An 11,880-nucleotide genomic window follows, 5' to 3' on the forward strand; every position below is an offset into this window, starting at 1 on the left:
GGAGTCTCAGGCCTTCGTCGACTCGAGAACGAACAGCAGGAACGCGAGGAACCGTCCACTGGGGCGGTCGACGAACTCCTCGGGGAACCGATCGCGGGCGGCGGCCGACGGGGCGGGCTCGCTGATGATCGCGATCCGGAATCCGGCCGCGGCGAAGGCATCGGTCATCGCGTGGAGCGGGCGGTCCCAGAACACCAGCCGGGCGCTCTGCCCGCCCAGGTCCCATTCCTCCGTTCGAGCCCGCACGCCGAAGTACTCGGACGTGCCACCGGACAGCCGGTCGCCGAGGAACGTCGCGGCCGGATGCTCCTCGGAGACGATCAGCCGGCCTCCGGGCTTGAGGACCCGCCGGAACTCGGCGAGCGTGGGACCCCAGTCCTGGAGGTAGTGGAGAGCCTGCGAGGCGATCACGTCGTCGAAGGTGTCATCGTCGAACGGCAGGCGGTCTGCGAGATCGGCCACCATGAGATCGGCCTCCGCGCCGAGCCGGAGCCTGGCTTGCTCCAGCATGCCGGCGCTGGCGTCGATTCCTGTCATGTCGGCTCCGCCGGCGCGAAGGTCGGACAGGATCGGGCCGGAGCCGCACCCCGCGTCGAGGATCCGCCGCCCGGCGACGTCGCCGGCGAGCTCGACGATGGCCGGCCGGTTGTAATACTCGTTCAGCAGGCTGGTCTCGTTGAGTGCGGCATAGCCTTCGGCGATCGAGTCATAGGCGCGAGTCATGTGGTCGATCGTGCCACAGGCGTGAGCGATACCGAGCGCGTCGAACGGCATCCAGTGCTTCTCGTGGAGGGCCCGATCCGATCGGACCGCGAAAGTAGGGTGCCGATCGTGACGACACGGGAGAGTAGTGGTCGAAGGAGGTGCCATGATCGCTGAGCTGAACGCTCTGGTCGAGCTGGTGGAGGATCGCCTGAACGACGATCTCGATATCGCTTTGCTGGCGTCTGAGCTTGGTACGACCGAGTACCACCTGCGCCGGATGTTCTCGTCACTGGCGGGCATGCCGCTGTCGGAATACATCCGTCGTCGACGCATGTCTGTCGCAGCGGCCGATGTCCTCGGTTCGGGAGACCTGCTGGGTATCGCGGTGCGTTACGGATACGGCTCGACCGAAGCCTTCGGCCGAGCGTTCCGGTCAGTGCACGGCGCCAGCCCCGCTGACGTCAAGCGAGACGGCGGCCCCCTTCGAACACAACCGCAGCTCAGGTTCCACCTGACCGTAGAAGGGAACATCACCATGGACACCCGGATCACCGATCGACCGGCGTTCACCCTCGTCGGCCACGCCACCCGCGTGCCCCTCATTCACGCGGGCGTGAACCCGCACATCCAGGCACACATCGCCTCTCTCCCCGTCGGTGAGCATGCACGCCTGAAAGACCTGGGCGACACCCAGCCGACCGGCCTCCTGCAGGTGAGCGCCGACGTTGACCCCGACTACACCGAGGGAAGCGCGCTCACCTACCTCCACGGCGTCGCCGTGGCCGATACCACGCCGGTGCCCGGCGATCTCGACAGCATCCGGGTTCCCGCCGGCACCTGGGCGGTGTTCCGCATCGAGGGCGCGTACCCGGCGGAGCTCCAGAAGGCCTGGGCGAGCACCGCGACCGACTGGTTCCCGTCGAATCCCTGGAGGCTCGTACCGGGGCCTTCCATCGTCGCGGTTCTCGACCGCGCCGATGACTTCAGGACGGCCACCTGCGAACTGTGGCTCCCTGTCGAACACGCCGGCTGAAACGGGCCCGGTCTCTTCGTTCAGAGCTCGCTCATCGGGGAGACGTGCGCGTCGCCGCCCACGCCGGTCACGGAGGCGAAGGTGCGTTCTGCCACGAACAGACCGACGAGTGCGGCTACCACGGCGGCCAGGGAGAGGAGCGGCCACAGCATCCCGATGACGGGCGTCAGCAGCAGGAGGAGGGCGGCGGTGACGAGACGCACGACGTTCCACCTGCCGAGGAGGCGTCGCTCGAAGCACGCTGTTCCCGCGAGATAGCAGGCGACGCCTCCGCCGAGGGTGGCCGCGCCGAAGAGTCCGAGCCCGTCGGCGGACTCCAGGTGCGCCATCGCGACCTCGAGACCCACAGCGGCGAGCACGATACCGCCGACCAGCGACAGGTGGAGGTACGTGTAGGCGTCGGTCGCCGCCCGGCCGCGATCGTGCGCCGGCAGGGACGTGAGCGCGTGCTCGGCGTCGCCCGCCAGCCGGGTGAAGTACGCCCACCACAGCGCGATGCAGATCAGCATCGACAGAAGGACGCCGAGCAGGATCCCCATACTGATCGGCTCGGTCGCTGCTCCCGTGCCGATGCCGAGGATGGATTCGCCGAGGGCGAGGATGACGATCAGTCCGTGGCGCTCGGTGAAGTGTGCGGCGGAGCGCACGGGCCAGGCGACGCCGGCGCTGGTCCGGTACGAGACGAACGGCTCGATCACGACCGCCGTGATGGTGAACCAGAGCTGCCACGGCGCACCGAGCAGGGCGCCCGCGAGCAGGAGGGCGGCTGATGGCACCGCTGAGAGGGCGACAGTGAGAAGCGTTCGTCGGCGGATTCCCGGTTCTGCGAGCCACACGAAGACGATCGCGTGGGTGACCCGGGCGAGCAGGTAGGCGCCGACGAACACCAGGGGACCGGACAGCCCGCCCGCCAGGTCGTCGTACGCCTCGTACACGACGACGCCCGCGATGAACACCGCCGTCATGCCGACGATCATCGCCACGCGCACCACGCCCTGGTCGGCGTGGGCGAGATTCGTGAGCCATCCATAGGAGGTCCACGCCCACCACAGCAGCGCGAGGATCACCAACGCCTGGACGATCCCCAGAGCATCGTGCTGCTGCGCCATCAGCCGGCTCAGCTGCGTGAACGCGAAGACATAGGCGAGGTCGAAGAAGAGCTCGAGCGTGGTGACCCGGTCACCTTCGCGACTGCTCACCGCGCCGCCCGGCGGCCGGCCCGAACCGATGCTGCCGCCTCTCATCGTCTCGTTCCGGTGGGGTGGTCGGCGAACCGCGACAGACGATCGTGAAGCAGTGCGGTCAGTCGGGAGCGGTTCGCCGGGTCCGTGACCTCTGCGCTCGGCGCCACGACGCGGTCGTTCTCCAGATAGGAGCCGGAGGGTGCCGCGGCGGCGGCGAAGAGCACTCGTGCGGCCCCGTGGGACGGCGGGCCGCCGATGCCGCCGGTCATCGCGGCGCTGAGGGGAGTGTCGTTCAAACCGGGACACAGGGCGATCACCTCGACGCCGGTCCCGGCTTCCTCCTCTGCGAGCAACGACGACCAGGTGACCGTTGCGAGTTTCGCCCGGGCGTAGGCGGAGACCGGGCTGTAGTCGTGATCCAGGTCGACGTCGTCGAAGTCGAAGTGCTCGATCCGGTGTGCCGACGAGCCGACGTTGACGATCCGGGCGCCGATGGCGAGGCGGGGGAGCAGGAGGCGGGTGAAGAGAGCGGGGGCGAGGGCGTTCACCTGCAGAGTCCTCTCGAACCCGTCGTCGGTGAGGATCCTCTGCTCCGCGCCGGGGACCCCGGCGTCGTTGATGAGCAGGTCGATCGACCTCGCCAGCTCTCCGACCCGTCGAGCGGCGTCGACCACCGCTGCGAGGCGAGTGAAGTCCGCCGCGAGGTAGTGGACGTGGGCCGTGCCCGCGCGTCGGATGCGGTGAAGGGTCGTGGCCGCGTCCGCTTCGGACTCGACACCGAGGAGGATCAGCCGGTCCGCCGAACCGGCGAGCCGGAGGGCGGTCGCCTCGCCGATCCCGCTCGTCGCCCCCGTGAGGACCAGGGTCCTGAACCGTGCGCTCACAGCGAGTACCCTCCTGACGCCTGGATGTCCTCCCCGGTGATCCAGGCGGAGTCGTCGGAGACGAGGAAGGCGATGACCTTGCCGACGTCGGCCGGCTCGCCGATCCGGCCGAAGGCCGTCTTGGCCGCGAGGCCGTCGATCAGCTCGGGGAACCGCTCGAAGGCATTGTCCCCGAGGCGGGTGCGGGTGGGGCCGGGGGAGACCGCGTTGACGCGGATGGATCGGCTGCTGAGCTCCTTGGCGAGGAAGCGGGTGGCGATGACCAGGCCGCCCTTCATCGCGGCATACCCGGAGAAGCCGGGTTCGGTGTCTCCGGGGCGCACGGAGCTGCTCGAGGTGTTCACGATCGCGCCGCCGTCTTCGATCAGGGGCAGCAGCGCCTGGGTGAGGAAGTACGGGCCGCGCAGGAGGACGCGGTAGTAGTCGTCGAAGGCGTCCACCGTCATCTCCTCGAAGCCCCTGCCGCCGCCGAAGCCGGCGTTGTTCACCAGGGCGTGGAGGCGACCCGCGCCCCACTCCGTCGCGAGCACATCGCGAAGAGCGCGGGCGAAGTCGGGGAAGGTCTCGGTACGGCTGAAGTCCAGCGGCAGTGCGGCGGCGCGGCCACCCGCCTCCCGGATCTCCTCGACGGTCCTGTCGGCGCCTTCCGGGCGGGCGTTGTAGGTGACGACGACGCCCATGTCGCGGGCGGCGATCTCGATCGCGGCGCCGCGGCCGATACCGGAGCTCGCCCCGGTTATGACGACGATCCTCTGGTCGGTGTTCTGTTTGCTCATGGATTCAAGACAACCGTCGGGCGGCCGCCGAGGGTTAGGGTGATCCGCTCCGGTGCTTGCACGATCCTGCCCTTCTCGCCAGGAATCGGTGTCTCGGTCGTGCGTTCCTGGTTCACTCGTCACATGTCCTTCGAAGAGTTCCGCGAGCTTGTGGCAGCGCACGCACCCGGCGGCATCAGCACCACTGCGATCCCCGGCGTGCTCGTCTCCCGCATGGACGACGGCGGATCACAGGACGAATCGACCACGGGAACCGTCCTGGCGATCGTCGCGCAGGGCACCAAGAGGCTCTCCGTCGGCGGCAACGTCCACGATTACGGTGCCGGACGATATCTCGTCGCGTCCGTCGACCTCCCCGTGTCGGGTCAGTTCACCGACGCAACGCCCGAGCATCCGGCCCTCGGTCTCGGCCTGGAGCTGCGTCCGGAAGTGATCGCCGAGCTCATGCTCACCTCCTCCGCCGCCGACTTCGGCCGAGTCGCCCGGGGGGAGTCCTCGCCGCCGGCGATCGCGGTGGGAAACGTCTCGCCACGGCTGCTCGACGCCGCGATCCGGATGCTGCGGCTACTCGATCACCCCCGCGACATCCCGGTGCTCGCCCCGATGATCGAACGTGAGATCCTGTGGCTGATCATGACCGGGGAGCAGGGCGCCACAGTGCGTCAACTGGGCCTCGCCGACAGCAGCCTCAGCCGCGTCCGTCACGTGGTCCGGTGGATACGCGAGCACTTCGCCGAGTCGCTACGCGTGGACGAGCTCGCGGAGCTCGCCAGAATGAGCCCTTCGGCGTTCCACCGGGCGTTCCACGCCGTGACGTCGATGAGCCCGATCCAGTACCAGAAGACCATCCGGCTCCAGGAGGCGCGTCTGCGTCTGATCGCCGACCCCGGCGACATCGGTGCGACCGCCTACGCCGTCGGCTACGAGAGCCCTTCACAGTTCAGCCGGGAGTACCGGCGGGCGTTCGGAGCATCCCCGAGCGAAGACATCGCATCCTTGCGTCGGTAGCTGCGGATGGCTGGACGAGCGGGTCTCGGGGCTTCTGCAACGTAACGCTGATAATGCACATTATGTCAGCTCAACTAGATACAACGTGCAGGATTTGCAATTGTGCGCAATTGCACGCTCCCCTTCGCTCCTGAGCTTCTCCCGGTCAGGGTTGGTTTTCATAGATGCCCACTCCAGTGGATCCACGAATGTGACAGCACCCTTTTCCCGTGAACTGAGTCGGGCCCTACGAGGTCTCAGCTCGCAACGGGACGCACGAGACCGTTGATCCCTTCGATCCCCGGCCATTCAAAGTTCGGAAGTTCGTTACCCATCGGGTAGCCAGAGATGGCACCGCCTTGCCAGGTCATTCAAGCGACCATCGTGTTACCCACACCCAAACGCAGCAAGCGCTCGCCCAGCACATTCGCTTCAGCGTCTGGAAAGTCCCTTCCGAGCACGAATGCCTGCGAACGAGTCCGCGATTGGTAGTTCCGGCCTGTCCTGAGTGAAGGCAAGGAGCCGGTACTCGCGTTCGCTAGCCCAGTCGGTGTACTTGGTGAGGAAGAACTGGCGACGCTTCTCCGTGAGGATCAGTCGAGCGGACGCTTCGGGATCCTCAAGGTGTTCGGGTTGCCACGTGAACTGGTTCCCGTCCTCATCGATGTCGCGCTGGATGTCACTATAGAAGACCTTCTCCGCAACGGAATCAGAAACGAGTTCGCGCAACTGCGCTTCGAGGATGTATCGGTCGAATGCGAGCACGGCGCCCCGGTGCTGATCGGCGTACTGATGCCAATTTCGGGCTCTGCCAAACCCGCGACGTCCATGGCCAATTGGCTGGTCGGCATTGGCAAGGCCCACGTCGTCCGTCGTGAAGCACGCTATGAAGACGTTCTTCTGGATGATGTCATTGACCTTTGCATTGTGCTCGTTCATCGCGTCTGCGGTGACATATTCCGGCATGTTGCGACCTTGAGTCGTGAAGGCGAACTGATATTCCTTGGTTTCCCGTGGATCGTTGGTCCGTTCGAGGCTGTTGAAGCGCAAAATACCGCTGTCGAGGATTGCTGCGATCGCCCCGGCGCTCGTGTAGTGGAAGATCAGCTCGGGTTGTCCACGATCCCATAGATCCAAATCCAAGACGGTCACGGTCGGATCGTAGAGCGTGGGCCTGACATCACACCAGGGCTCTCGCTCGATCTGGATACGCGCACCTCATCATCATCACCGACGGCGCTCAGAACAGTCACATGGGTCGACGACCTTGGCCGCATACTCCCGGAAACCGATCTGCGCGCATGTGTATCTTCCTGTCCGGAGGCGGCCCGAATTGTTCGGAAACGGATAATCCGGTTCACCAGTAAAAGTTCCCCAGCATGTCACGAACTCCCCTGCCTACGCGAACGCAGCCAGAATCGGATCCGGCCTCGCGAACAGCAGTGTGTGCCCGCCGTCGATGAAGTGCGCCGTCGCGTTCGGCAGACGCTCGACCATGACCCGCCCGGCCGGCGGTTTCACGTTGCCGTCCTGCTCGCCGTGCCACCAGTCGACGGGCGTCGACACATCCTCCACGCGGAAGCCCCACGCCTGGCAGACGGCGCGTGCGTCGTCGACCGGGCCGCTGTTTCCGCCTCGGAAGCCGTCGGCCACAGCTGCGAGGGCCTGACGGGTGGCGTCGGGATGGGTTCGCGCGAACTCCGCGTCGGGCGAGGATCCGCGGGAGATCAGCGCGAGCGTGCGGTCGATGGCCGCCGGTGTCCGCGCCGTGCCCGAACTCAGTAAGGCACCGAACAGGCGGGGCGTGTGGCGCGCGAGCGCGTAGTAGACGCGTGAGGTCGCGGTCTGTGCCGACGCGTCGCGGTACCACGCCTCGGCGTACGGACCCGACCCGGCGCAGATGACGACCGCCGTCGCCCTGTCGCCGAGGCGCTGTGCCGCAGCCAGGGCGAACGCGCCGCCGGCCGAGTGTCCGAGTATGCCGACCTGGTCCAGCCCGAGCTTGTCGAGCAGCTCGATGACGTCCGCAGGCCAGTCCGCGAGTGGGCGGTCGGGCGCGCGATCCGACGATCCCAGCCCTGGGCGGTCGAGCGAGAGCAGGCGGATCCCGGCGCGTTCCGCTGCCTCGTGGAGCGGGCTCCCCGCGAGACCCGAGCTCGACGATCCGGGAAGGAAGAGACACGGACGGCCCGCCGGCGTGCCGTACTCGTGCCAGGCGAGAGTCCGTCCGTCCGCCAGGGCCATCGATCGGGGTTCCTCAGTCATGTCCCTTCCTCCTGCGAGTGCCGCCACTCCTCGAGAAGCTCCGGCAGCCGCGCCGCCAGGTAGGCGTTGAGCGACGCCGTGCGCGCGAGCAGGTCGCGTTGCTCCGCGCCGCCGTCGCCGACCAGCGCGAGACCTAGGGAGGCCAGCTCTGCGGCCTCCAGATACGGGGCCGGGTCGAAGCCGCGCGCCTCGTCGAACACGATGCCCACGCGGTCAGCCCGCTCCCCCGCTGTTCGCAGCCGACGAACGAGGCCGCGAGACTCCAGCAACTGGACGCCGGCGACGATCGCCGTGCGACTCGCCTGGAGCGCCGTGGCGAGTTCGTCGATGGTCTGCGTGGGGGGATCGCACACGTACAGGTAGCCGGCGATGCGCCCGGTCACCGGGGCCACCCGATAGCGACCCGCCCAGACCGCGCCGACGCGTTCCGCGTAGGCGAGTCGATCCTCGAGCGTGGTCATGCGAGGCACTCTACGCTCGTCTCGTCATAAATGACAGTTTTTTCTGTCATTTGAGTCTCTCACCCGCGGATAGCTGAAGACTCGTGGCAGACGGCACTCGCTCTGGCCGAGCGGCAGAATCGGGTCCCGCTACCCCTCCCACCCGGCGGCCACCCGCACCGCCCGAACGAGGTCGCCCGGCGCGGCGTCCGCCGAGTCGAGCACGAGGTCGTGGCCCTCGAACCGGTCGAGGATGGCCGTCAGCTCCCCCACCCGCCCGAGGTGCCACTCCAGGTCGGCGGGGTCGTCGCGATGGCGTGCGCGCAGCCGTGCGGCCAGGATGTCGGGTCGTGCCGTCAGCCGGCAGATCAGCAGGCCGCTTGCACCCAGCGCCTCGAGGTACCGGGCTGTCTCGCCCGGTACCTCGATGACCCCGGCGAGGATGAAACGCTGGGCACCCGCCGCTCGGTAGTTGGTGGCCAGGGCGCGGAGGTTCTGCAACTCGAGCTCGTGATTGAAGGGGTCCCCGTGCGGCGACGGGCTCAGCCGCCGGATCGCGTCCAGGTCGATCACCGCGTGGGGAAGCGGCTCGGCAGCGCTCAGGGCGTCAGCGAGCGTCGACTTGCCTGCGCCGACCGTTCCGTTGATGAAGACGCAGTCCATCCGCCCATTCTCACAGCTCCTCACCACCCGCCCCGCGCGGGTCGACCTACCGCTGCCGCACCGCGTACGTGAGGTGCGTCGCCCTCGTGGTCGGAACCACCTCGCGCTGCTCCAGCGCGATCCGGGAGGCGTCGACCCCCTCGAACAGGCGGACGCCCGCACCGAAGAGCACCGGCGCGAGCGCCACGGTGAACTCGTCGATCAGGCCGGCGTTCAGATACTGCAGGATCGTGTCCCCGCCACCCGAGATCCGAACGTCGCGCTCCCCCGCCGCCTCGCGTGCCTGGGCGAGCGCGGACTCGATGCCGTCGTTCACGAAGTGGAAGACCGTGCCGCCCGGCCGCTCCCACGGATCGCGTCGTTCGTGCGTCACCACGTACGCGGGCGTGTGGAACGGTGCCTCCTCTGGCCACATCTGCTCGCCGGCGTCGAACATCCGCTTGCCCATCACACTCGCGCCGGTCCGCTCGAAGGTCGCTCGTGCGATGTCGTCGTCCGGCCCGGTCTCACCGCCGGCGCCGAGTTTCAGGTTCGAACGGAAGAACTCCGTGGAGAAGACCCAGTGCTGCAGTTCCATCCACTGCTGCCCCATCAGCTCATCCGGGGAGTCGGGCGCGATGTAGCCGTCGAGCGACATCGAGACGCTGAAGTAGACCAACCCGCTCATCGCTCCCCCACCTCCCGGCGCAGAACGTCGGCGACGTAGCCGGCCAGGTGAGAGAGCGTCTGTCCGCCGGCCTCGATGGCGTGGTACGTGTGCACGGCCTCGTCGCGCTGTTCACGCGTCGGGAACACCGTGCGCATCTCGAGCCGCGTGGCGTCGCCGTCCGGTTCGAAGGTGATCACCGACTCGAACGCGTCGGGATCGTCGCGGAACGATCCGTGGTGGAGCGCGATCCGTTCCGGGCGGTCGATCGCGGTCCAGACGATCCACTCCGAGTAGTCGGTGCCGTCCGGTCCGCGCATCGCGAAGACCCACTCACCGCCGACGCGGAACTCGAACGCCTCCGTCGTGGTGGTGAAGCCCTCCGGCCCCCACCAGTGCGCCAGGTGACGCGCCTCGGTGAACGCCTCGAACACCAGCTCTCGTCGTGCGTCGATGCGCCGGGAGATGACGATCTCCCTGTCGGTCGACGCGCCCTGCGCTGTCGATGCCTGATCCGTCGTACTCATCTCTCACTGCTCCCCTGTCGTTCCTGCTTCAGTTCCTGCACGTACGCGTCGAGTCGATCGAAGCTCTCGTTCCAGAACCGCTCGAAGCCGCCCGTCCACTCGTGCACCGCGCGGAGGCCGCCGGCGTCGAGTCCGTAGACACGTTGTTTGCCTTCTCGGCGATCGCGCACCAGTCCGACCTCCCGGAGCACCCGCAGATGCTTGGAGGCTCCCGGCTGCGGGAGGCCGAGCTCCAAGGCCAGTTGCGCCACCGGCCGCTCGCCCGTCCGCAGCAACGTCAGGATCTCCCGGCGCCGCGGTTCGGCGATTGCGTTGAAGACGTCCGAAGTCGTCGCTGCTCGTGCCATGCGACGATCATATACCCATATGGGTAGGTGTTGCTATCCCCCGCTCAGCCGGGACTTCGCCGCCGCAGCAGCCCCCACAGGATCAGCCCCGCCGTGACGACCAGACTGGCGAGACCGAACCACGCAGACCCGATCTGCAGGATGATCGGAACGCTCAACGCGGTCAGCACGCCCCCGCCCAGGATCGGCTCGTAGGTGAGCTGCTTGTAGCCGTATGCCCGTGCGGCGGCGGTCGTGCGCCCCGGATCCGCCATGTCGGCCAGGATGAAGCCGGTCGCGACGTTCCCCTGCGACTGGCCGTAGTCGGCGACGGCGTGCTCGAACCAGTCGACGTGATGGATGCGCGGGCCGAGCCACAGCATCCCGACCACGCTCCACGCGAAGGCGATCACGGTCAGGATGATCAGGCTCGGGACGTTCGCACCGAGCGCCGCCAGTGACATCGTGCCGATGGCCGCGGCGATCAGGATGTCGAGGGCGAGAGTGGTGAAGTCGTTCACGGTGCGCCGTTCGACGAGCTCCTCCTTGCCCGTGGCCGTGAGGAGCAGCTGCACCACGAAGCCGCCGATGACCGTGAACGGGAACAGCGGGAAGTCGTCGAAGAGATCGGATCCGAGTGCGTTAGCGCCGAAGCGCAGCAGCTCGAGGATGAGGAGCCCGAGCGCGATGGCGAGCGCGATCGCCCCGAAGCTCCTGCTGATCGAGCCGAGGCCGATGTCGGGAGGATTCGTGTCGCCGCTGTTCGGGGCGACGAAGTGCTCGGCGTCGCGCGCGGGATGCACCCGTGCCGTCCTCGCGACGGGGATCCGCGGGCTGCGGATGGCGTAGTTGACGAGGATAGAGCCGCCGACGACGCCGGTGATCATGCTGATGGTCGCCAGGCCCAGTCCGATGTCGACCACCTCGGGCGCGCCGGCGCTGTGCAGGATCTCCCCCATGCCGGCGATCGTGCCGTGACCTCCCGCGAACGACAGCTCCAGGATGGAGCCGGCCGCGTCCGGGAGCCCGAAGAACGGCTTGAGGACGAACGCGACCGCGAGCGCGCCGAGCGCGAACTGGCCGAACGAAAACACGCTGCCGAGGATGAAGTGCGGTGCCGACTCGCGCCAGAATGCGCGCACAGACGGGAGCCGCTTGCCGAGCATGACCCCCGCGAAGACGACGTTGATCATCAGACCGGGGAGGCGCGAGAGCACCTCGGCGATCGGCGGCGGCATGATGCCGGAGGTCCCGGTGAGCGCGCCGAGGACCTGCGGTCCGAGCAGAAGAATGAGGAACCCGGCGATGACGCTCACCGGGATGTAGAGGGTGCGCAGGAACCCCGTGTACCGGCGGACGAGCGCTCCGACCAGCAGCGCGATGCCGAGGAAGACGAACGACAGCGCCACCCACTGGGCGCCCGAGAAGTCAGCGTTCACGGGCG

The 11,880-nt window shown here is 67.7% G+C and carries 14 protein-coding genes; 2 read left to right on the top strand and 12 right to left on the bottom strand.

Annotated elements, in window-relative coordinates; genetic code table 11:
• Nucleotides 1-6: 6 nt before the first annotated feature.
• Entirely contained in the window at nt 7-723 is a 717-nt protein-coding gene (locus KNO15_RS01725) for a class I SAM-dependent methyltransferase (RefSeq protein ID WP_241701643.1), read from the bottom strand.
• Between the two features lie 145 nt (nt 724-868).
• Between KNO15_RS01725 and KNO15_RS01730 the strand changes: the two genes are divergently transcribed.
• Entirely contained in the window at nt 869-1,738 is an 870-nt protein-coding gene (locus tag KNO15_RS01730) for an AraC family transcriptional regulator (RefSeq protein WP_241701645.1), read from the top strand.
• Nucleotides 1,739-1,758: 20 nt separating this feature from the next.
• Here the strand turns inward: KNO15_RS01730 and KNO15_RS01735 are convergent, their stop codons facing one another.
• The 3 genes from KNO15_RS01735 to KNO15_RS01745 are packed head-to-tail and all read right to left on the bottom strand — an operon-like array spanning nt 1,759 to nt 4,582.
• Nucleotides 1,759-2,937 carry a low temperature requirement protein A gene (locus tag KNO15_RS01735; protein ID WP_241701646.1) on the bottom strand — a complete coding sequence of 393 codons (1,179 nt, stop codon included), beginning with the start codon at nt 2,935-2,937 and terminating at the stop codon, nt 1,759-1,761.
• A gap of 41 nt (nt 2,938-2,978) precedes the next feature.
• Nucleotides 2,979-3,806 (bottom strand): SDR family NAD(P)-dependent oxidoreductase, encoded by an 828-nt coding sequence (locus KNO15_RS01740; RefSeq protein ID WP_241701647.1) that lies wholly within the window; start codon nt 3,804-3,806, stop codon nt 2,979-2,981.
• A complete protein-coding gene (locus KNO15_RS01745; RefSeq protein WP_241701649.1) occupies nt 3,803-4,582 on the bottom strand; it encodes an SDR family NAD(P)-dependent oxidoreductase in 780 nt (259 codons plus the stop codon). The genes KNO15_RS01740 and KNO15_RS01745 overlap by 4 nt, the downstream gene beginning before the upstream one ends.
• 123 nt (nt 4,583-4,705) lie before the next feature.
• Between KNO15_RS01745 and KNO15_RS01750 the strand changes: the two genes are divergently transcribed.
• On the top strand, nt 4,706-5,590 hold the full coding sequence (locus tag KNO15_RS01750) for an AraC family transcriptional regulator (protein WP_241701650.1): 885 nt from the start codon (nt 4,706-4,708) through the stop codon (nt 5,588-5,590).
• Nucleotides 5,591-6,001: 411 nt separating this feature from the next.
• On the opposite strand, the gene KNO15_RS01755 is transcribed toward KNO15_RS01750, so the two are convergent.
• The 8 genes from KNO15_RS01755 to KNO15_RS01790 form a co-directional block, all read right to left on the bottom strand.
• A complete protein-coding gene (locus tag KNO15_RS01755; RefSeq protein ID WP_241701652.1) occupies nt 6,002-6,721 on the bottom strand; it encodes a DUF2971 domain-containing protein in 720 nt (239 codons plus the stop codon).
• Between the two features lie 246 nt (nt 6,722-6,967).
• Nucleotides 6,968-7,834, bottom strand: a complete 867-nt coding sequence (locus tag KNO15_RS01760; protein ID WP_241701655.1) for an alpha/beta fold hydrolase — start codon at nt 7,832-7,834, stop codon at nt 6,968-6,970.
• Complete coding sequence (locus KNO15_RS01765; protein ID WP_241701656.1) at nt 7,831-8,295, bottom strand: GbsR/MarR family transcriptional regulator; 465 nt, start codon at nt 8,293-8,295, stop codon at nt 7,831-7,833. Before KNO15_RS01765 ends, KNO15_RS01760 begins: the two co-directional genes overlap by 4 nt.
• A gap of 129 nt (nt 8,296-8,424) precedes the next feature.
• Nucleotides 8,425-8,937, bottom strand: a complete 513-nt coding sequence (locus tag KNO15_RS01770) for an AAA family ATPase (RefSeq protein ID WP_241701658.1) — start codon at nt 8,935-8,937, stop codon at nt 8,425-8,427.
• Nucleotides 8,938-8,983: 46 nt separating this feature from the next.
• Entirely contained in the window at nt 8,984-9,604 is a 621-nt protein-coding gene (locus tag KNO15_RS01775) for a dihydrofolate reductase family protein (protein WP_241701660.1), read from the bottom strand.
• On the bottom strand, nt 9,601-10,110 hold the full coding sequence (locus KNO15_RS01780; RefSeq protein WP_241701661.1) for an SRPBCC family protein: 510 nt from the start codon (nt 10,108-10,110) through the stop codon (nt 9,601-9,603). The genes KNO15_RS01775 and KNO15_RS01780 overlap by 4 nt, the downstream gene beginning before the upstream one ends.
• On the bottom strand, nt 10,107-10,457 hold the full coding sequence (locus tag KNO15_RS01785) for an ArsR/SmtB family transcription factor (RefSeq protein ID WP_241701662.1): 351 nt from the start codon (nt 10,455-10,457) through the stop codon (nt 10,107-10,109). The genes KNO15_RS01780 and KNO15_RS01785 overlap by 4 nt, the downstream gene beginning before the upstream one ends.
• Nucleotides 10,458-10,501: 44 nt before the next feature.
• The gene (locus KNO15_RS01790) at nt 10,502-11,875 is read right to left on the bottom strand and encodes a sodium/glutamate symporter (RefSeq protein WP_241701663.1); all 1,374 of its coding nucleotides are present in this window, start codon (nt 11,873-11,875) and stop codon (nt 10,502-10,504) included.
• Between the last annotated feature and the right edge of the window lie 5 nt (nt 11,876-11,880).

It is taken from the genome of Leifsonia shinshuensis, from assembly GCF_022606355.1.
GTDB classification, from domain to species: Bacteria; Actinomycetota; Actinomycetes; order Actinomycetales; family Microbacteriaceae; genus Leifsonia; species Leifsonia shinshuensis_B.